This is a genomic window from Flavobacterium sp. Leaf359 (genome assembly GCF_001423985.1).
Lineage (GTDB): Bacteria > Bacteroidota > Bacteroidia > Flavobacteriales > Flavobacteriaceae > Flavobacterium > Flavobacterium lindanitolerans.
The window spans coordinates 46,744-65,860 of record NZ_LMPW01000012.1; the positions used below are offsets into that span (position 1 = coordinate 46,744).

General features: G+C 37.7%; 21 protein-coding genes. 10 read left to right on the plus strand and 11 right to left on the minus strand.

The features are described 5' to 3' along the window. Positions 1-53 precede the first annotated feature (53 nt). The 4 genes from ASG38_RS08550 (at position 54) to ASG38_RS08565 (ending at position 4,053) form a co-directional block, all read left to right on the plus strand. Entirely contained in the window at positions 54-557 is a 504-nt protein-coding gene (locus tag ASG38_RS08550; protein ID WP_056069207.1) for a hypothetical protein, read from the plus strand. 230 nt (positions 558-787) lie between these two features. Beyond that, on the plus strand, positions 788-2,728 hold the full coding sequence (locus tag ASG38_RS08555) for a sensor histidine kinase (RefSeq protein ID WP_162239681.1): 1,941 nt from the start codon (positions 788-790) through the stop codon (positions 2,726-2,728). 12 nt (positions 2,729-2,740) lie between these two features. Next, positions 2,741-3,388 carry a response regulator transcription factor gene (locus tag ASG38_RS08560; RefSeq protein WP_056069212.1) on the plus strand — a complete coding sequence of 216 codons (648 nt, stop codon included), beginning with the start codon at positions 2,741-2,743 and terminating at the stop codon, positions 3,386-3,388. 53 nt (positions 3,389-3,441) lie between these two features. Then, the gene (locus ASG38_RS08565) at positions 3,442-4,053 is read left to right on the plus strand and encodes a DUF4230 domain-containing protein (RefSeq protein ID WP_056069215.1); all 612 of its coding nucleotides are present in this window, start codon (positions 3,442-3,444) and stop codon (positions 4,051-4,053) included. A 27-nt stretch (positions 4,054-4,080) separates the two neighbouring features. On the opposite strand, the gene ASG38_RS08570 is transcribed toward ASG38_RS08565, so the two are convergent. From ASG38_RS08570 to ASG38_RS18005, 5 genes are all read right to left on the minus strand, one after another. Next, positions 4,081-5,838 carry an aromatic amino acid hydroxylase gene (locus tag ASG38_RS08570; protein ID WP_056071358.1) on the minus strand — a complete coding sequence of 586 codons (1,758 nt, stop codon included), beginning with the start codon at positions 5,836-5,838 and terminating at the stop codon, positions 4,081-4,083. A 154-nt stretch (positions 5,839-5,992) separates the two neighbouring features. Then, a complete protein-coding gene (locus tag ASG38_RS08575; protein ID WP_056069217.1) occupies positions 5,993-6,529 on the minus strand; it encodes a DUF4136 domain-containing protein in 537 nt (178 codons plus the stop codon). A gap of 32 nt (positions 6,530-6,561) precedes the next feature. Then, positions 6,562-6,729, minus strand: coding sequence for a hypothetical protein (locus tag ASG38_RS17680; RefSeq protein ID WP_157486125.1), 168 nt, complete (start codon positions 6,727-6,729; stop codon positions 6,562-6,564). Between the two features lie 18 nt (positions 6,730-6,747). Next, on the minus strand, positions 6,748-8,730 hold the full coding sequence (locus ASG38_RS08580) for a urocanate hydratase (RefSeq protein WP_056069220.1): 1,983 nt from the start codon (positions 8,728-8,730) through the stop codon (positions 6,748-6,750). An 83-nt stretch (positions 8,731-8,813) separates the two neighbouring features. Further along, a complete protein-coding gene (locus ASG38_RS18005; protein WP_162239682.1) occupies positions 8,814-8,990 on the minus strand; it encodes a DUF5522 domain-containing protein in 177 nt (58 codons plus the stop codon). Positions 8,991-9,018: 28 nt separating this feature from the next. On the opposite strand from ASG38_RS18005, the gene ASG38_RS08585 reads away from it, so the two are divergent. From ASG38_RS08585 to hemL, 5 genes are all read left to right on the plus strand, one after another. Then, positions 9,019-9,345, plus strand: a complete 327-nt coding sequence (locus ASG38_RS08585) for a hypothetical protein (RefSeq protein ID WP_056069223.1) — start codon at positions 9,019-9,021, stop codon at positions 9,343-9,345. An 87-nt stretch (positions 9,346-9,432) separates the two neighbouring features. Next, positions 9,433-10,182, plus strand: coding sequence for a T9SS type A sorting domain-containing protein (locus tag ASG38_RS08590; RefSeq protein WP_056069226.1), 750 nt, complete (start codon positions 9,433-9,435; stop codon positions 10,180-10,182). Between the two features lie 131 nt (positions 10,183-10,313). Beyond that, positions 10,314-11,216, plus strand: a complete 903-nt coding sequence (locus ASG38_RS08595) for a 1-aminocyclopropane-1-carboxylate deaminase/D-cysteine desulfhydrase (protein ID WP_056069229.1) — start codon at positions 10,314-10,316, stop codon at positions 11,214-11,216. Next, complete coding sequence (locus ASG38_RS08600; RefSeq protein WP_056069232.1) at positions 11,209-12,084, plus strand: glucosaminidase domain-containing protein; 876 nt, start codon at positions 11,209-11,211, stop codon at positions 12,082-12,084. Before ASG38_RS08595 ends, ASG38_RS08600 begins: the two co-directional genes overlap by 8 nt. 55 nt (positions 12,085-12,139) lie before the next feature. Next, on the plus strand, positions 12,140-13,426 hold the full coding sequence (gene hemL / locus ASG38_RS08605; protein ID WP_056069236.1) for a glutamate-1-semialdehyde 2,1-aminomutase: 1,287 nt from the start codon (positions 12,140-12,142) through the stop codon (positions 13,424-13,426). A gap of 51 nt (positions 13,427-13,477) precedes the next feature. Here the strand turns inward: hemL and ASG38_RS08610 are convergent, their stop codons facing one another. The 5 genes from ASG38_RS08610 to ASG38_RS08630 all read right to left on the minus strand — a co-directional run bounded on the left by ASG38_RS08610 (position 13,478) and on the right by ASG38_RS08630 (position 17,557). Next, a complete protein-coding gene (locus ASG38_RS08610) occupies positions 13,478-13,798 on the minus strand; it encodes a hypothetical protein (RefSeq protein WP_056069238.1) in 321 nt (106 codons plus the stop codon). A gap of 82 nt (positions 13,799-13,880) precedes the next feature. Further along, entirely contained in the window at positions 13,881-14,300 is a 420-nt protein-coding gene (locus ASG38_RS08615; RefSeq protein WP_056069241.1) for a hypothetical protein, read from the minus strand. A 149-nt stretch (positions 14,301-14,449) separates the two neighbouring features. After that, positions 14,450-14,779, minus strand: a complete 330-nt coding sequence (locus ASG38_RS08620; RefSeq protein ID WP_056069245.1) for a hypothetical protein — start codon at positions 14,777-14,779, stop codon at positions 14,450-14,452. Between the two features lie 194 nt (positions 14,780-14,973). Further along, on the minus strand, positions 14,974-16,677 hold the full coding sequence (gene lysS / locus ASG38_RS08625; protein ID WP_056069248.1) for a lysine--tRNA ligase: 1,704 nt from the start codon (positions 16,675-16,677) through the stop codon (positions 14,974-14,976). 127 nt (positions 16,678-16,804) lie between these two features. Then, positions 16,805-17,557, minus strand: a complete 753-nt coding sequence (locus ASG38_RS08630) for a GEVED domain-containing protein (protein WP_157486127.1) — start codon at positions 17,555-17,557, stop codon at positions 16,805-16,807. Positions 17,558-17,797: 240 nt separating this feature from the next. On the opposite strand from ASG38_RS08630, the gene lipB reads away from it, so the two are divergent. Continuing rightward, positions 17,798-18,517: a lipoyl(octanoyl) transferase LipB gene (gene lipB, locus ASG38_RS08635; RefSeq protein WP_056069253.1), complete on the plus strand. Its 720-nt coding sequence runs from the start codon at positions 17,798-17,800 to the stop codon at positions 18,515-18,517. On the opposite strand, the gene ASG38_RS08640 is transcribed toward lipB, so the two are convergent. Next, positions 18,514-19,113: a ribonuclease HII gene (locus ASG38_RS08640; protein WP_056069256.1), complete on the minus strand. Its 600-nt coding sequence runs from the start codon at positions 19,111-19,113 to the stop codon at positions 18,514-18,516. The two genes, lipB and ASG38_RS08640, sit on opposite strands and share 4 nt — an antisense overlap. Positions 19,114-19,117 lie beyond the last annotated feature (4 nt).

Consider the following 19,117-nt stretch of genomic DNA (forward strand, 5'->3'; position numbering starts at 1 on the left):
AGCATCCCTTTAAAATCAAACAAATTTTAATAACTAACTTAAAACTTTTAACTATGAAAACATTAAAAACATTAGGAGCAATGTGTCTTTTGGCCACAATCTTATTTTCATGCAGTAGCGATGATAGCGGTGGAGGATCAAATTCAGGAGGATTTTCGCTAACAGCAAAAGTGAATGGAGCCAACTATTCCAATTCCAATTATTTTGACCCGATGGCGGTCATTACAAACAACATTCTGGTTATCCAAAGCAGCGATAATGGTGGAAACTCAATTCAGATTCAGGTTATGAATTATAACGGAGTTGGAAGCTATACTTCAGGAAACAATAACCTGATGGCGGGATATATTAATTATCTTAAAGCAGGAGCTACAGTAGGCCAGTTCAAGACTTTTACTTCGGTTCGAGGTGATGGTTTGGTAGAAATTACGGAAGTGACAGATACTTATGTAAAAGGAACATTTTCAGCGACTGCGCCAGAGAATGTCTCAAATTCTACAGAAAGTGTGGAGATTACAGAAGGAACATTCAAAGCTAAAATCCAGACGGCTCAATAAAAGTCTTGAATTTAAGAGTGGAAATACGGACTTGTAAAGTAATCCGCACTCACAATCTAACACAACAATAAAAGTTGTTGACTTGTCCTTTTCAGGCCGCAGTGGGAAAATAGTTTTGTGCGCCTGGAAAGGACTTTTTTAATGAGGCAAGATTTTTTGTATTTTTAAAGAGCCCAAATTGTTTTTGTCTGTTATATCTTGAGACTATGCACTTAAAAACTAAATTTATTTTGGCAGTTTTCCTTCTGTTTGGAGCTATTTCCGGTTTCAGTCAAGCCAATAGGACAAAAATTGACAGTTTAAAAAAACAGATTTATTCTAAAAGCAGTGTTTCCAAAGCCAAATCGCTAATTCTGCTTTCGGATGAATTGTCAAGTTCCAATCCCGAAAATTCACTTTTGTATGCCCGGGAAGCGTTAAGAACTTCACAGGAAATCAAAAACGACAGTCTTATTTCGGTTAGCTATAACAGTATTGCCTTAAATTTTGAAGTTCGAAGCAAACTGGATTCGGCACTTTTTTACCATAAAAAAGCCCTCGATATTCGTGTCAAATTGAAAGACCGGATTGGAATGGCAGACACTTTCAACAATATCGGGATTTGTTTAGACCAGCAGGGAAAATTTCAGGAAGCATTGGAAAACTATTTCAAAGCCCTGAAAATATATGAAAGGAAAAAAGACAGTGAAAAAATAGCGATGACCTATGTAAACATCGGAATCGTTTATAAAACCCAAAAAGAATACGAAAAATCGTTAGACTATTATAAAAAAGCTAACACCATCTATGCCCGAAACAAATCAGAATTTGGTTTTGCGGCTACCTCAGGAAATATAGGTTCTGTTCTGATTGATTTCAAAAAGTTCAGAGAATCAATACGCTATTCGGAACTGGCAAAAGAAGGCTATCAAAAACTGGGTTATGATAGGTATGTGGCCTATCCGGTTTCTAATATTGCAATTGCTTACGATAGCCTGAAAGAATACGATAAGTCAGAAGTGTTTTATTTGCAGGCCATAAACCTGCATAAAAAATTTAAAAATGATTATGAAATAGGGAATATTTCGAATGCCTATTCCAGAAGTTTGAACAAGCAATCAAAATTTAAGGAAAGTATTCGCATTTCTGAAGAAGCTTTGGGCTATATAAAAAAGGCAAAATTATTTCCTCTGGAAGTCAATGCTTTAAAAAATCTCGCCAATGCTTATGCGGGTATTGGAAACTATCTAAAAGCTTACGAACTGTCAAGTGCCTATTCCAAAGGCAGGGACGCTCTTTTTGAAGAAGAAAAAACCAAAGCCGTTTTTGAGTTGGAAACCCAGTATGAAACGGAAAAAAAGGAAAGGGAAATCCTGATACAAAGAGCGAGAATTGCAGAGAATGAGTTAAAAATTGAACGTAAAAACCTCATGATTCTGGCGGTTGTTTTTCTGTTGTTGCTTTCCGTTTTAATAGGTTGGCAGTTTTTCAACAGGCAGAAACTAAAAAACATACAGCTTCAAAAAGAAAATGAACTTAAAGATGCACTTTTAAAAATCGAAACCCAAAATAAATTACAGGAACAAAGGCTCCGGATTTCAAGAGACCTGCACGATACTATTGGGGCACAGCTGACTTTTATTATTTCGTCAATAGACAATCTCAAATATGGCTTTCAGATTGACGATGAGAGGCTGCAAAACCGATTGGCGGGAATCAGCGAATTTACCAAAGAAACTATTTATGAACTTCGGGATACGATTTGGGCGATGAATATGAACCAGATAACCTTTGAGGATTTAAAATCAAGAATATCGAACTTTATTGATAATGCCAAAATCTCTTCTATAGGAATTGATTTCCAATTTGTTTATTCTGATGCCGGTTTGTGTAAAAGGACATTTACATCTGTAGAAGGAATGAATATTTACAGGATTATTCAGGAAACAATAAACAATTCCATAAAACATTCCGGAGCCGGAAAAATAGCAGTAACCATTGATGGAGATGAAGATAATCTGGTCATAGAAGTAACAGACAACGGCAAAGGATTCAGTCCCGGGCTGAATAAGGAAGGAAACGGACTCAATAATATCCGAAAACGCGCCAAAGAAATCGGGGGTGAAATTGAACTTAATTCTAAACCGGGTGAAGGAACGGCAATGAAACTGTTTCTTCCCAATAACGCCTAATCCACAAAAACCATGTCCATCAAGATAGCTATAGCAGACGACAATTACTTTTTGCAGAAAACCATTCTGGAAAAATTGTCTTTTTTTACCGAATTACAATGCCGGTTCACGGCACTCAATGGGAAAGAGTTACTTGAAAAACTCGAAGCCAACCACAATATTGATTTGATATTGATGGATATAGAAATGCCCGAAATGGACGGTATAGAAGCAACAGAACGTGTAAAAAGCAAATATCCGCATATCAAAATTATCATGCTGACTGTTTTTGATAATGATGAAAACATTTTTAATGCCATTAAGGTTGGGGCAGACGGTTATTTGCTGAAAGAAGTAAATCCAAAAGATTTGTGTCAGGGCATTTTGGAAACCATGAATGGTGGTGCGGCAATGAATCCTTCAATTGCCCTAAAGACATTAAAACTGCTTCGGAATCCGATAGAATTTGAACGGAAATGCGTTGAAGAAGTCAAGCTCACCTCCCGCGAAATAGAAGTTTTAGAACAGCTGAGCAAAGGTTTGAATTATAATGTAATAGCAGACAATCTTATTCTTTCACCAGGCACGGTGAGAAAACATATCGAAAATATTTATGGCAAGCTTCAGGTGCACAACAAGATTGAAGCCATTGAAAAAGCCAAAAACAACAAGTTGATATAAACAAAATCTTTGCAGGACATTATTAAAATTCTGTAACTTTATAGAAAAAAGAAATGCGAAGAATCCTCATCATAGCCGGAATAGTATTAGCCGTTATTTTAGCCTTTCGTTTTTGTGAATTCAAAAAAGATGACCGTTCCACAATAGAATATGACACCAATCTTATTCAGGAACGAATTGTGAATGTAGGCAAGTTGATTGTTACAGAAGGACATTTTGCCGAAGTGCTTACCTATAAAGACCAGGAAAAATATTTAATGGACCTGATTTCTTTTGAGAAGAAGGCATTGGTTATTGTAAATGCAGATGTGACTGTGTCTTATGACCTGAGACAGATGAAATATGATATTGATGAGAAAAACAAAACGATAACAATCAAATACATTCCCAAAGAAGAAATAAAAATAAATCCTGATATCAAGTTCTATGATATTAATCAGAGCCGTATGAATCCTTTTACAGGCGATGACTACAATAAAATCAATAAGTCTGTAAAGGCCAATCTGGCTAAAAAAATAGAAAAATCATCTTTGAAGACAAATGCCCAGAACAGGCTGATTAGCGAGCTTTCCAAAATATTGATTACGACCAATTCAATGGGATGGACCCTACGCTATGACGGGCAGACTGTAAATGAAGAATCGATTGACAAAGTGTTGCTTTAGCCAATCGATTCCCTGTTTTTTTATAGATTAAACGCTTTCGTTCTCAAAAATTAATTCCAAACCACCGGAAATTAAATGAGCTATTTCAGGACGGGTTTGTTTTAGTTTTTCGAGATAAATAAGCACTTCCTGTAAGAAATCGGTTTGATGGTTCTTGTCGAGTAATTCGGCAATTTCTACCGCCAAAAGCCAATCCTTAGGATGGTTTTCTTTTAGTATTTCAAAGGTTTTTTCAATAGTCATAAACGGTGTCTTCCCTTCACGCATATTTCTGACGTTCAGGTAAAGGCTTTCCAGCTCTTCTCTTTCCGTACTTTTTTTGGCCTTTATAGTTTTGCTTGAAGGCACATGGTTAACCAGATTAAAACTTCTGACATCGGCTGGTCCGGAAAAAGCGGAAATTACTTTTTTGCCTACAGCCATATCATATATTCCCCATTCCGGTTGGAAAAGGACGGTGTCGTTATGGGTTACTGTACAATCTTTAAAACTAATCAGGATAATTTTTCCCTGAATATTTCTTGTGCCGGTAATAATTTCTCCCGTAACAGTAATATCACCCTGGAATTCAAGCGTAACACGTTCTCCTTCATAAATACCGTATGCTTTTAAATCTCTCGGACTCATGTCCTCAATAGCCAGATTGATTCCTTTGAGTTTGCCAATTGGGCTGCCAAAGCCTTCTGAATGATAGGATGTGGAATGCCCAACCAGTTCTTTTTCTCTGTAAGATAGGGCAGTTTCTCCCGTGGTTTGTACATAAACAGGTTTCCCTTCACTTTCAATAACGTTGGTAAATACGCCGGAAATCTGTATTCCTGTACTTAATTCAATCGTGCCTAAAGCTTTTGACTGTATTAATTTTTGAACACCTGAAAGTCCTCCGGTTCTTAGGGCCATAGTGTTGGCAAATTCTTCCAAAACCTGACTCAGGTGTGCGAAATCCGGGGTAACAAAAAGTTGCGGCTGTGGTTTTGTAATATCAAAACTTTGGAAAGCCGCCGTAATATCATAAGGAATCTTTTTTACATTATCGGTCATACACCAGGTGCTCTCTCCAATTGAAGAAAGTAAACCGGCGCCATAAATCTTCGGATTATTAATATCGCCAATCAATCCATATTCTACTGTCCACCAATGCAGGTTTCGGATAAGTGCCATTTCAGACAATTCACCCATATCGTTTTGAAGTTCGTCCACCTTTTTTTCAATAGCGTCGATTTCGTCCTGCGGTGTTCCTTCTGCCTCTTTTAGGATAGAAAGCAGTCGGATGGCTTCATACATTTCATAATCTCTGGAAGATGAGATAGCCTTGCAGCCAATTTCGCCAAACCTTCTCAGGTATTCGGCATATTCCGGATTAGCAATAATGGGAGCATGGCCGGCACCTTCGTGGATAATATCCGGAGCAGGCGTATATTCAATATGTTCTAATTGTCGGATGTCGGAAGCAATTACCAAAACATTGTAGGCCTGGAATTCCATAAAAGCATTTGGCGGGATAAATCCGTCAACAGCTACAGCCGCCCATCCTATTTCTTTAAGGATGCGGTTCATGCCATACATGTTTGGAATGTTTTCTATTTCCAAACCTGTTTTTTTCAATCCGTCCAAATATGAATTGTGTGCTACTTTTGAAAGATAATCCACATTTTTACGCATTACATAGCGCCATACAGCCTGATTGATAGGTGTATAGTCTTCATAATCCTGCGGTTTTATAAATTGCTTTAAATGTTCAGGAAGTCTGTCAATTAATGGGTTGCTTTCAAAAGGTGCATTCATGTTTTCAAACGTTGTAGTTTTTGTAAAATTACAAATCTTTAGCAGAAACATGTCTTAAAAAATTTAAAAAATAGTCGAACACCTGGTGTTGCGAATAATCGAAAACCAGGCTATAAAAAAACCGCAAGAAATTGCGGTTTTTTAAATCGTATTATTATTTCTTTCCGGGAGGATATTTCTCCAGGATTTTTTTGACAAATTCCTTGATGCGCTCATCTTTTTTGTTGATGTTCTGCGTCAGTACGCCTACGCCTTCACCTTGCCAAATCAGTTCTTTTTTTCGGGCATCAATCAGGTCTATATATAGGGTTCCTTCTGTTGTAGTAGAAACGGTAGTAGACCTGCCGCCCCACATCCATGGGTTCCAGCCCCATCCCCAACCATAGCCCCATCCGGCATTGAATTGGTTAACATCAACTTGCTGTCTTGACTTGGTGAAAATATTAACCAGAAGGTCCGGATTTTCGCTTTTTGTTATTCCTTTGGCAGTTAGTTCCGCATCAATTGCGTTCAGTATTCTTCTTTTGTCAAGGTCGGAAATTTCAACTTTATCAATGCCTGATTTGAAAAAGGCAAATGATTTGTAGTTGGCAAAATCAACATTTTTGTCATAATCCGTAGCAACCTGCACTGATGAGCAGGATACCAGTGCAAAAAGAAAGAGCAGGGGTAATAATTTAATTGTTTTCATAGCAATTTATTTAATATTTTATTGAGAATGAGTTATTTGTTCTTTTTCTTTTCCTGAAAACTTTTTATTGCAGCAGCAATGCTTACAATTGCAGCGGCTGTCAGGACAACGATTTTTAATCGTACATTTTCAAAAAGCATCCCGAGAATAAAGAACCCAAGGCTCATAAACATTAATGAAATACTGCTTAGCGTTTTCATGATTGCTTAATGAAAATTTTAAAAATCCAAAAGGCTTTCGTCTACCTTATTTGGAAGCGTAACCTTTAATAACGGTTGTACTTCCATTGCCCTTTTTATAGCAAAAATGGCACCGTCATTTCTGGCCCAGCTTCTTCTGGAAATCCCATTGTTTACATCCCAGAAAAGCATAGATTCCAGGCGTCTGGAAGCTTCCTTTGAACCATCAAGAACCATACCAAAGCCACCGTTAATAACCTCGCCCCAGCCAACGCCACCGCCATTATGGATCGAAACCCAGGTTGCGCCTCTGAAACTATCGCCAATGACGTTATGGATAGCCATATCTGCAGTAAATCGGGAACCGTCATAAATGTTGGAAGTTTCTCTGTAAGGCGAATCTGTTCCGGAAACATCGTGGTGGTCGCGCCCTAATACCACATAGCCAATTTCTCCTTTGGCAATTGCCTGGTTAAAAGCTTCGGCAATCCTGATTCTTCCTTCGGCATCAGCATAAAGAATTCTGGCTTGTGAACCCACGACCAGTTTGTTTTCCTGAGCGCCTTTAATCCATTGGATATTATCCTGCATTTGCTGCTGGATTTCAACCGGAGCTGTTTTGGACATTTCTTCCAATATTTTTGAAGCTATTTCATCAGTTTTTTGCAAATCTTCAGGTTTTCCTGAGGTACAAACCCAACGGAAAGGTCCAAATCCGTAATCAAAGCACATTGGACCCATAATATCCTGTACATAGCTTGGATATTTGAAATCAATACCGTTTTCGGCCATTACATCTGCACCTGCACGCGAAGCTTCCAAAAGGAAAGCATTTCCGTAGTCAAAGAAATAAGTTCCTTTGGCTGTATGTTTGTTGATGGCGGCTGCATGTCGGCGTAATGTTTTCTGTACTTCGGCTTTGAATTTTTCAGGGTCATTGGCCATCAGTTCATTCGATTCATCAAAAGTATATCCGGTAGGATAGTAGCCGCCAGCCCATGGATTATGTAAGGAAGTCTGGTCTGAACCCAAATCGATATGCAGATTTTCCTGGTCAAATCGCTCCCATACATCCACAACATTTCCTAAATAGGCAATAGAAACTACTTCTTTATTTTCCAGGGCTTTTTTTACTCTCGGAACCAATTCGTCAATATTTTCTATGATTTCATTAATCCATCCCTGTGAATGGCGTATGTGGGTGATTTTTGGATTGACTTCTGCACAAACGGTAACACAACCCGCAATATTTCCGGCTTTTGGCTGTGCTCCTGACATTCCGCCTAATCCTGAAGTGACGAAAAGGTGTCCGCCAGGTGATTTTTTTATTTTTCGGAATCCGTTTAAAACAGTAATTGTTGTTCCGTGAACAATACCTTGCGGGCCAATATACATATAACTTCCTGCCGTCATTTGTCCGTATTGTGAAACTCCCAGAGCATTGAATTTTTCCCAATCATCCGGTTTGGAATAATTAGGAATAACCATTCCGTTAGTAACAACAACCCTTGGTGCTTCTTTGTGAGATGGAAATAATCCCATCGGATGGCCGGAATACATAACCAAAGTCTGCTCGTCGGTCATCTCAGAAAGGTATTTCATAGTTAGCAGGTATTGTGCCCAGTTTTGAAAAACGGCACCATTACCACCATACGTAATTAATTCGTGCGGATGTTGCGCCACAGCATAATCCAGGTTGTTTTGAATCATGAGCATAATCGCCTTTGCCTGTTCTGATTTTCCCGGATATTCTGAAATCGGCCGGGCATACATTCTGTAGTCCGGGCGTAAACGATACATGTAAATTCGGCCATAGGTCTCCAATTCATCTCTGAATTCTTTGGCCAAAACCTCATGATGTTTCGCATCAAAATAACGCAAGGCATTGCGTACAGCTAATTTTTTTTCTTCGGCAGAAAGAATTTCTTTTCTTTTTGGTGCATGATTTATATCGGTTTCGTATGGCTTTGGTTGCGGCAAAACCGATGGAATGCCTTGTTGTATTTGTTCTTGGAAAGTCATTTTAGTTGTTAATTTCAGGGCTGTCTTTTGGCCCGTTAGTATATTTGATTCAAATTCGTTTTTTCGCAGGATAATAAGGTTGCCTATTTTTTATTCAGCCCTGTTTTTTTATCGAACCCGTAAGGACAGTGCCGGCATCCGCTCTTGCAACAGTAACCCCTTTTTAAATGGTGTTTTTCTGTAAAGCACTTGTAACCTTCGGGCGTATAATAAAAATCTTCGCCTTCTTTTAATTTATTTTCATTATTTTGCTCATTCATAAATACAAATTTATAAACTTTATAATGAATGTTTCTAATCGTTTCCAGATATTTAATTCCTAAAGGTTATCGTGGCATAACATTGTTCCCGTTTGTCATTCTTAAAAATCCTTTAGACAGGCAAAATAGGGTATTGGTCAATCATGAAAAGATTCACATCCGCCAACAGCTGGAATTTTTAATCATTCCTTTTTTTCTGTGGTATTCCGTAGAATATATGATAAGGCTGATTCAGTATAAAAATAAAAACATAGCTTACAGAAATATCAGTTTTGAAAAGGAAGCCTATTCCCGGGAGTTTGATTTGGATTATCTAAAAAACAGGAAAGTATGGGATTTTAGAAAGTATTTGTGATGTAATTAGTTTATTCTGTGATATTTGTTAAATTTGGGGTTAATGTTTATTTAAATAATTACTTAACTTTTAAAATCGCAGAAAATTATGAAAAACTTTACCCTCATTTTACTTTTCATTTCTTCTTGTGCCTACTCGCAGCTTTCGTGTGTAGGAGCTGTCCAGTTAACAAACGGCTATACGGCAGCAGGAATAACTACGCCGGGAGCTGGTGCCGGAAGTCCGGGTACCTGGGTTACCGCGGCTACTTTATGTGGCACTGCCGGACAATACCATCACAACTGTTTTACTTCTATTGGTGATGATTATGTTTTTTCTTATACAACCGGTCCTGCGGCAGGCGAATCGGTTTCTTTTACAATCGTAACCAATATCAATTACATTGGTCTTATGGCTTTTACGGGTTGTAATGGAACAGTTTTAGATGGCTGTCGGGATTGGCGATATGCTCCAACGTTGGGAACAACAATGACTGTTACAGCTACGGCTTTAGAGGCCAATCAGACCATTTATTTTGCAGTGGGAATTTGGTCAACACCTAACAACCTTGCATTCAGTGTAACCGATTTTACCGTAACACCACCTTTGAGTGTTGAAGAATTTAATGAAAAGCAGATTACTGCTTATCCAAACCCTGTAAAGGAAACGCTGAATTTGTCATACAACCAGAAAATCTCCGACATAGCAATTTATAATTTGATTGGGCAACAGGTTTTAGCTAAGCCAATTGAGGCCGCCGATGCTCAGGTAGATGTATCGGGATTGTCTGCCGGGAACTATATCTTGAAGGCAAATGTTGAAGGGACAGTTAAAAATATGAAGATTGTCAAAGAATGATGTTTTTGATAATCTGAGAAAAGCCTTTGGACATTCCAAAGGCTTTTTTTGTATAAAATCGCTAGAAATGGTTTTAATCTTTTAATTTCCAATATTTCTTTCGGATTTTTGTGTTCTAATCTAATGAATATATGATTGAGGTAAAAAAACAGTTTGTTTTAAACAAGAATACTGTTGATGTTTTCATAAAAAGGGAAGACCTTATTCATCCGTTTGTTTCCGGAAATAAATATAGAAAGCTCAAATATAACCTGCTAAAAGCTAAAGAAGATGGATATTCTGTGTTGTTGACTTTTGGTGGTGCTTTTTCGAACCATATCGCAGCTGTTGCCTTTGCAGGAAAAGAAAATAATTTTAAAACCATTGGGATAATCAGGGGTGATGAATTGAGAGAGAAGATCGAAGACAACCCAACCCTGAAATTTGCTCAGGAAAACGGCATGCAATTTGAGTTCATTTCAAGGGCGCAATATTCGGATAAGCAAAGTCCGGAATTTGAGGAGGAATTAAGACGCAGGTTTGGTAATTTTTATCTTATTCCGGAAGGGGGAACAAATGAGTTGGCGGTTAAGGGTTGTGAAGAAATATTGACTGTTGATGATTCGCAATTTGATTATATCTGTTGTGCAGTGGGAACGGGAGGTACGATTTCGGGAATCATTAATTCGGCATTGCCGCATCAGAAAGTTTTAGGATTTCCGGCGTTAAAAGGGGATTTCCTAAAAAAAGAAATTCGTAAATTTGCCTTAAATGAAAATTGGGAGCTGATTGCTGACTATCATTTCGGCGGTTATGGAAAAGTCAATTTAGAACTGATTGAATTTATAAATAATTTTTATCAGGATAATAATGTTCCGTTAGACCCCGTTTATACTGGAAAGCTTGTCTTTGGTGTTGCCGATTTGATTGAGAAAAATTATTTTCCCGACAAGTCGAAAATCTTGATAATCCACACAGGCGGATTGCAAGGTATCCAGGGGATGAACACAGTATTAGAGAATAAACAATTACCCAAAATAAATATCAATGTTTAAAAAAATCTTCTTTCTATTGACAATTGCAACGCTGGCTAGTTGCGGTTCTTCAAAGTCAAAGGTAGCTACGACAAAAAAAGCGGCTTATAAGCCGAAAAGAGAGGTAGCAGCAAGAAAAACTCACACCGGAAGAACAGTATCAACTACCAAATCCGGTGCTGGCTCAGGTCGTACTACAGAAGTTATCGAATCAACTTCAAAGACAATCGTATATAGCGATGTGGTAAACAGTTATGTTTTGCAATACAAAGACATTGCAAAAGGAAACATGAAACAGTATGGTATACCTGCAAGTATTATTCTGGCGCAAGGAATTTTGGAATCGGGCGCTGGTTCCGGAACTTTGAGCAAAACAGCAAACAACCATTTCGGAATCAAATGCCATACAGGATGGACCGGAGAAAGTGTCCGTCATGATGATGATGCCGAACAGGAATGTTTCAGGAAATATAATGACCCGGCTGAATCGTATAGGGACCATGCAGAGTTTTTGACGGGAAGAAGCCGTTATGCCAGCCTTTTTAAGTTAGAAAAAGGAGATTATCAGGGCTGGGCAAAAGGGTTAAAAGCTGCGGGATATGCAACAGACCCAAAATATCCGGATAAGTTAATCAGCTATATTGAACGATACAATTTGCATCAATATGATGCTGAGGTTTTAGGTGTAGAGTTTACGCCTATCCAGAAAAGTCAACCGGTAGCCGTGAATACGAGGCCGGGCAATACGGAAGGTTTTTATGAAGTGACAAAAGGAGATACCTTATATTCGATTTCAAAAAAATTCAATACTACTGTTGACGATTTGAAAAGATTGAATAATCTTTCTGACAATGCCATTTCGATTGGACAATTTATAAAAGTAAAATAATTTAATCTTAACCCTGGCAGGGTTCCAAACCCTGCCAGGGTTGTTAATTAAAAGTATGTTATATCAAAGAAGCAGCCAGCTTTTTGCTCAGGCTGAAAAAGTAATTCCCGGAGGAGTCAATTCTCCGGTTCGTGCGTTTAAAGCTGTTGGTGGCACACCAATTTTTGTAAAATCTGCTAAAGGAGCCTATCTGTATGATGAAGACGGAAACAGATTGATAGATTATATCAATTCCTGGGGACCAATGATTTTAGGACATGCCTATGATCCGGTTGTCAATGCTGTAATTGAAAGGGCAAAGTTGGGAACTTCTTTTGGTATGCCTACTGCTTTGGAAACAGAAATTGCGGAATTAGCAGTTTCTATGGTTCCGAATATTGATAAAATCCGGTTTGTAAATTCCGGGACAGAGGCCTGTATGAGTGCCATACGTTTAGCAAGAGGTTATACAAAGAGAGATAAGATTATCAAATTCTCTGGTTGTTATCACGGACATTCCGATTCGTTTTTAATCCAGGCCGGTAGCGGAGCCATTACTTTTGGAGCGCCAAACAGTCCGGGAGTAACACAGGGAACAGCTAAAGATACTTTGTTGGCCAGATACAACGATATTCAAAATGTGGCTGATTTGTTCAATGCTAATAAAAATGAAATTGCAGCTATAATTATTGAACCTGTAGCAGGAAATATGGGTTGTATTCCTCCAAATGAGGGCTTTTTAAAGGCTTTAAGAAGTCTTTGTGATGAAAATGGTGCACTGTTGGTTTTTGATGAAGTCATGACAGGGTTTCGCCTTGCAAAAGGAGGGGCGCAAGAGCTTTTTGGCATCAAAGCCGATATTGTCACTTTTGGGAAAGTGATAGGTGGCGGACTTCCTGTGGGAGCATTTGCTGCAAGAAATGAAATTATGAATTATCTGGCGCCTGTAGGACCTGTGTATCAGGCCGGAACTTTGTCCGGAAATCCTCTGGCGATGGCAGCAGGTCTTGAAATGCTGAAAGCTCTGAATGCTGATGCCGATGTTTTTAAAAGATTGGATGAAAAAACAGCTTATTTGGAAAAAGGGATAAGAGAAAAATTAACTGCCAATAGCATTGCTTATACAATTAACCGGGTAGGTTCAATGATTTCGGTACATTTTGATGAAAATCCGGTGACGGATTTGCAATCGGCTTCAAAAGGCGATAATGAATATTTCAAGAAATTCTTCCATGGTCTGTTACAGGAAGGAGTTTATATAGCGCCATCGGCTTATGAAACCTGGTTCATTACAGATGCACTGACTTATGAAGATTTAGATTTCACAATAAATGCTGTCGATAAAGTATCGAAACAATTCTAAATACAAAAGGCTTTCCAATTGGAAAGCCTTTTTTTATTGAATCTCAGAAGATTAATTCTGAGTCAGTTGTTTTAATAATTCAGGATTGCTGTCGATTTTTGCCATCTGTTCCGCACTTAAAGTACCTCTCAATTTAGCATCAATCGATTTGTAAATTACTTTTTTCTTGTCATCAGTAAGTCCTGGCTTCGATAGCGCTTCATGTTTCTTTTTGAAAAGTTCCAGAAAAGTGGCTTTATTCTGCTCGCTTAATGTTACTGCTTCGGATAAGGAAGCAACATCTTTTTTTGCAAGATCAGCAGGACTTGTCTGGGCAAATGAAGCAATCGTGAATGCAAAAAATACCGATAGAATAGCAATAAATTTTTTCATGATTAAAATGAATTTGTTTTGATAATAGTATATCAAATTTGAAGCCAAAATACGATAATTTCAAAAAACATTCAATATTTACTTACTTTTTTTCAGCTCTTTTTCTTCTTTCCTGAACTTTTTCTTTTCCCTTTTCACGTTTTTCAGCTTTCATTTCGTCCCATTTTTTAGATTGGTCCGGAGTTAGAATAGCTTTAACCTTAGTGTCGAAAGCTTTCATTTCTTCATTTCTTTCCGTACGTTTTGCCTGCATTAATTTTTCTCTTTCTGCTTTTTTAGCCTCTCTTTTTGCAGACTGTTCAGAAAGTAACGCAGCCATTTGTTTTTGTTGGGATTCGTTTAGTCCAAGATCTGTAGTCAGTTTTTTCAAGTGCTGTTCATTACGCTGTTCCGGTGTTAACCTTTCCATTTTAGTTCTGTCCATTTTTTTGACAACTGGTTTTTCTTGTGCAAATGATGCCATTCCTATCATCAATACTGCAAATACAAACATTTTTTTCATAATCTTTTCTTTTTTAAATTTTTAGTTTAATAATAAGACCGAAGTAGGAAAGAAAGGTTTAATCTCCAGTTGTATTTTTTGTATTTATTTAGGATTTAAAATAAAAAAACCGCCATAGGGCGGTTTTTTTTGTATATAATTCTAAAAAATTATTGAGTTAATTTTTTAAAGAGTTGTTGGTTTGCTTTTAACTTTCTGAATTGTTCAGGAGATAATATCTCAGCTAATTTTGTCTCAATTTCTGTAGAAAGCTGAGCTTTTTGTTCTGCGGTCACATCAGTTCGTGAGATTAAAAATTTATGTTTATCATAAAGCGTTTCCTTGATGTCTTTTTCTATTTTCTTAGATATAGGTATTACTGCGTTTAGTGCAGCAAAATCCGCTTGGGCAGATGCATAAGCGTCTTTTTGAGATTCTTGTGCAATTGCTCCAATTGAGAATGCAAGGAAAAAGGCAAGAATAGCAAGTATTTTTTTCATAATAGCTGATTTGATTAGGTTTAAGAAACCAAATCTAAATCATTTAAAAATAAAATCAAAGAAATATAATTGTAAAATTGATGGTTATGTAATTTTTTAACAGGTTTTGCTGCTTTTCAAAGTTATTACGATTCTGGTAATAAAAAAAAGACTGTCCAAGGGAACAGTCTTTTTGAATATTGTGTCAAGCCATATTATCCGATATAGTGGACTATTTTGTCTTCACCCTCAATAGATACTTTTGTTAAAGCATGTTTTGCCAGCGATTTCATAGAAGCATCCCATTTTTTGCCACTCAAATCTGCTTTGACTTTTAACAGGTTTAAAGGCATGGCATTTTCATTAGTTTTCAGGATTTCAATAATTCCTTTTTCTTCTGCTGTAAGCTCAACTTCTACAGTTTTTTTCTCAGGACGCATCTGTGGAAAGAATAGTACTTCCTGAATAGAAGCGTTGTTGGTTAGGAACATTATCAATCTGTCCATTCCTATTCCTAATCCTGATGTAGGAGGCATTCCGTATTCTAAAGCTCTAAGGAAATCATAGTCGATAAACTGCGTGGCTTCGTCATCACCTCGTTCAGACAATTTCAATTGTGCCTCGAATCGCTCTCTTTGATCGATAGGGTCGTTCAATTCGGAATAAGCATTCGCCACTTCTTTTCCGCAGACCATCAGTTCAAAACGTTCCGTAAGTTCCGGATTGTCACGGTGTTCTTTGCAAAGCGGACTCATTTCTTTTGGATAATCGGTAATGAAAGTTGGCTGGATAAAGTTTCCTTCGCATTTTTCTCCAAAAATTTCATCAATTAACTTTCCTTTACCCATAGTTTCATCAACTGCAATTCCCATAGAACGCGCAGCTTCGAAAATTTCTTTTTCTGATTTTCCGGAAATATCAAAACCCGTATATTTTTTAATGGCATCTGTCATTGTCAAACGGGCGTAGGGGGCTTTGAAGCTTACTTTGTGTTCGCCAAATGTTGCTTCAGGGGTTCCGTTTACTGCTACCGCACAATGCTCCAAAAGATTTTCTGTGAATTCCATCATCCAATTATAGTCCTTGTAGGCTACATAAATTTCCATAGCAGTAAACTCAGGATTGTGAGTTCTGTCCATTCCTTCATTTCTGAAGTTTTTTGAAAATTCATATACACCGTCAAAACCGCCTACGATCAATCTTTTCAAATACAATTCATTAGCTATTCTCATGTATAAAGGAATGTCTAAAGAATTATGATGCGTGATGAATGGTCTTGCTGCAGCCCCTCCCGGTATAGATTGTAAGATAGGAGTTTCTACTTCCATATATCCTGCCGCATTGAAAAAGTTACGCATGGCGTTGAACAGTTTTGTTCTTTTTACGAAAACTTCTTTTACTTGCGGATTTACAACCAGGTCAACATAACGTTGACGGTAGCGCAATTCCGGATCTGTGAAACCATCGTGAAGGTTGCCTTCAGCGTCTATTTTTGGTAATGGCAATGGGCGGAGTGTTTTACTTAACAGGGAAAAATTGGTCACAAGTATTGATTTTTCGCCTACCTGTGTGGTGAACAAGGTTCCTTCAACGCCTATAAAATCGCCTAAATCAACCAATTTTTTAAAAACTTCGTTATAAAGAGTTTTATCTTCGCCGGGACATAATTCGTCACGATTTACATAAATCTGAATGCGTCCTTCGCTGTCCTGTAAGGATGCGAATGAAGCTTTTCCCTGAATTCGTGTGCTCATCACACGACCTGCAACAATCACCTTCTTTCCTTCCTCAAAAGTGTCCTTGACCTGTTTCGAAGTGTGCGTCACTGGAAACAAATTAGCCGGATATGGGTTAATACCGAGTTCTCTCAGTCTGCCCAACTTTTCTCTTCTGATGATTTCTTGTTCTGAAAGTTGCATATAGTGTTAATTTTAAGGGTGCAAAGATAATTAAAAGTTGGTATGTCAGAAAATCAAAAAAATGAAAAGATGAAAAAAAGGCTGCCATTTAAATGGCAGCCTTTTTAAAGGTAGAATTTCAGCCTGTTTAGTTGGCTATTTTTTTAATATGCACAACCTGGTCTGAAGTCAGTATTTTTAGCACTAAAATTTGATTGCCAAATACCGAACTGTCTAAACTGGAAGAACTGTTGTTGATGTTGGTCTTATGGTAAATTAATTTGCCGGTAAGGTCATAAAGTTCAACACTGTCTATTAAGCTATTGGAACTGTTGATGTTTAAAAGGCTATTTGAGTTTGATACAACCAGTTTGTTCTGATTTTTTATTTCATCAATTCCTAAGGCAGGCTGGATATTGACAGTGTAATCTTCTGTTTCCCCATATTCAGAATCTTCATCACAAGCCTGGTCATCTGTAGCTGCTGCTGCGCCAACTGCCGCTACACGAACTCTCATTCTTTTATTTCCGACTGTAGTTGTTGTTGGAATCGTGATGTTTCCGGTTACAACGCTGCCGCTTCCCGTGCCGATGTATGTGAATTCAGAAGCTTCAAAAGAGTTGTTTCCGTTATAATCAATCCATACGCTTACGGATTCGTTTGACCATCCATCTCCAACAGTCACTGAAATAGGATAAGAGGATCCCATATTAAGGTTAGGTGCTGCCAATGCTGTAAAATTACTATATCCGTTACTGCCACATGTGCTGGCATTGGTCAATGTTCCTATTGAAACATTTAGGATTAAATCGTCATCGGTGCAGTCCAATACTGGCTGGCAGTATTGAGAATGTGCCTGAAATCCTAACGAACAAAAAAGAATTCCGAAAATAAACTTCATATTGTGAAATCTAATACGGGTAAATTGTTTTTTTTGATTTTTAAAAGTAGTTTTCCAATTCATAATAATGTTGTTTTAGAAGTTATTATTTACGAATGTATATGTGTAAATTTAAATAAAATAAATTTAATATATTTAATTTGTTAATATTTAACGATTGCATTAATGGGTTGTCTGTGTTTTCGCCTGTGTAAATTGTGGTACTTAAGTTAGTATCTTTGTATTGATAAAGTTTGTGTTATGAATAAAGAGATTCAGCTTCTGGATTTGGGCCGGAAAGACTATAAAGATACCTGGGAATATCAGGAAAGCCTTTTTAAAGATATTCTTGATTTAAAAATAAAAAACAGAAGGGAAGGGCTGGAACTGAATACTCCAAATTATTTTCTTTTTGTAGAACATCCGCATGTCTATACACTAGGGAAAAGCGGTGATTTTAACAACCTGCTTTTGAGTGAGAAAGAATTGGAGAGTAAAGGAGCCACTTTTTATAAAATAAACAGGGGAGGTGATATTACTTATCATGGGCCTGGTCAGATTGTAGGTTATCCGATTTTAGATTTGGAAAACTTTTTTACAGATATTCACAAGTACCTCCGTTTTCTGGAAGAGATTTTTATTCGTGTTTTGGCAGATTATGGGCTTACTGCAACCCGAAGCGAAGGGGAAACCGGTGTCTGGTTGGGGGTAGGAACGCCTTTTGCAAGAAAAATATGTGCCTTAGGAGTGCGGGCTTCCCGTTGGGTTACCATGCATGGTTTTGCCTTGAATGTAAATGCTGACCTGGGGTATTTTGATAATATTATTCCGTGTGGCATCCGGGGCAAATCGGTGACATCCTTAAATGTAGAGCTTGGCATGGAAGAAATAGATATGGAAGAGGTGAAAGAAAAAATAAAAAAATACTTCACGGAACTCTTCGAATCGCAGTTTGTTACTTTTAAAGCTGCGATGGTTTAAAATTCGATTTCTAACTGCTCTGGCAATAAACGGAACGACATCCTGTGGTATTTGGTCGTGCCATGTTTCTTTATGGCTTCCCTGTGTTCTTTAGTTGGGTAGCCTTTATTTTGTTTCCAATTATACATTGGAAATTCTTCGTGAATCTGATTCATGTACTCATCCCGGTATGTTTTTGCTAAAATAGAAGCGGCGGCGATACTCAGGTATTTACTATCACCTTTGATGATGCAGCTATGCGGTATGTTGGCTATGGGTTTGAAACGATTGCCGTCTACTATAATATAATTAGGTATAGGATTCAGCTTTTTTATACATTCCTGCATGGCATGGATTGAGGCGTTCAGGATATTTATCTCATCAATAATTCCCGGCTCAATATGGGTAACGGAATAACATAGGGCATTTTCTTCAATAATAGGTCTCAGGAAATCTCTGTTTTTTTCTGACAATTGCTTGGAATCATTTAATAATTCATTAAGAAAATCTTCGGGCAGAATTAATGCGGCGGCAGTTACAGGTCCGGCAAGACAGCCGCGTCCCGCCTCGTCTGTTCCGCATTCAAAGTTTAAATTGGAGTAACTATTAAGTAACATTAAC

What these genes read in the sequence shown, in the direction of transcription:
- ASG38_RS08550 (WP_056069207.1), top strand. Translation starts at nt 54, where the DNA reads ATGAAAACATTAAAAACATTAGGAGCAATGTGTCTTTTGGCCACAATC.
- ASG38_RS08560 (WP_056069212.1), top strand. Translation starts at nt 2,741, where the DNA reads ATGTCCATCAAGATAGCTATAGCAGACGACAATTACTTTTTGCAGAAA.
- ASG38_RS08565 (WP_056069215.1), top strand. Translation starts at nt 3,442, where the DNA reads ATGCGAAGAATCCTCATCATAGCCGGAATAGTATTAGCCGTTATTTTA.
- ASG38_RS08570 (WP_056071358.1), bottom strand. Translation starts at nt 5,838, where the DNA reads ATGAATGCACCTTTTGAAAGCAACCCATTAATTGACAGACTTCCTGAA.
- ASG38_RS08575 (WP_056069217.1), bottom strand. Translation starts at nt 6,529, where the DNA reads ATGAAAACAATTAAATTATTACCCCTGCTCTTTCTTTTTGCACTGGTA.
- ASG38_RS17680 (WP_157486125.1), bottom strand. Translation starts at nt 6,729, where the DNA reads ATGAAAACGCTAAGCAGTATTTCATTAATGTTTATGAGCCTTGGGTTC.
- ASG38_RS08580 (WP_056069220.1), bottom strand. Translation starts at nt 8,730, where the DNA reads ATGACTTTCCAAGAACAAATACAACAAGGCATTCCATCGGTTTTGCCG.
- ASG38_RS18005 (WP_162239682.1), bottom strand. Translation starts at nt 8,990, where the DNA reads ATGAATGAGCAAAATAATGAAAATAAATTAAAAGAAGGCGAAGATTTT.
- ASG38_RS08585 (WP_056069223.1), top strand. Translation starts at nt 9,019, where the DNA reads ATGTTTCTAATCGTTTCCAGATATTTAATTCCTAAAGGTTATCGTGGC.
- ASG38_RS08590 (WP_056069226.1), top strand. Translation starts at nt 9,433, where the DNA reads ATGAAAAACTTTACCCTCATTTTACTTTTCATTTCTTCTTGTGCCTAC.
- ASG38_RS08595 (WP_056069229.1), top strand. Translation starts at nt 10,314, where the DNA reads ATGATTGAGGTAAAAAAACAGTTTGTTTTAAACAAGAATACTGTTGAT.
- ASG38_RS08600 (WP_056069232.1), top strand. Translation starts at nt 11,209, where the DNA reads ATGTTTAAAAAAATCTTCTTTCTATTGACAATTGCAACGCTGGCTAGT.
- hemL (WP_056069236.1), top strand. Translation starts at nt 12,140, where the DNA reads ATGTTATATCAAAGAAGCAGCCAGCTTTTTGCTCAGGCTGAAAAAGTA.
- ASG38_RS08610 (WP_056069238.1), bottom strand. Translation starts at nt 13,798, where the DNA reads ATGAAAAAATTTATTGCTATTCTATCGGTATTTTTTGCATTCACGATT.
- ASG38_RS08615 (WP_056069241.1), bottom strand. Translation starts at nt 14,300, where the DNA reads ATGAAAAAAATGTTTGTATTTGCAGTATTGATGATAGGAATGGCATCA.
- ASG38_RS08620 (WP_056069245.1), bottom strand. Translation starts at nt 14,779, where the DNA reads ATGAAAAAAATACTTGCTATTCTTGCCTTTTTCCTTGCATTCTCAATT.
- lysS (WP_056069248.1), bottom strand. Translation starts at nt 16,677, where the DNA reads ATGCAACTTTCAGAACAAGAAATCATCAGAAGAGAAAAGTTGGGCAGA.
- ASG38_RS08630 (WP_157486127.1), bottom strand. Translation starts at nt 17,557, where the DNA reads ATGAAGTTTATTTTCGGAATTCTTTTTTGTTCGTTAGGATTTCAGGCA.
- lipB (WP_056069253.1), top strand. Translation starts at nt 17,798, where the DNA reads ATGAATAAAGAGATTCAGCTTCTGGATTTGGGCCGGAAAGACTATAAA.
- ASG38_RS08640 (WP_056069256.1), bottom strand. Translation starts at nt 19,113, where the DNA reads ATGTTACTTAATAGTTACTCCAATTTAAACTTTGAATGCGGAACAGAC.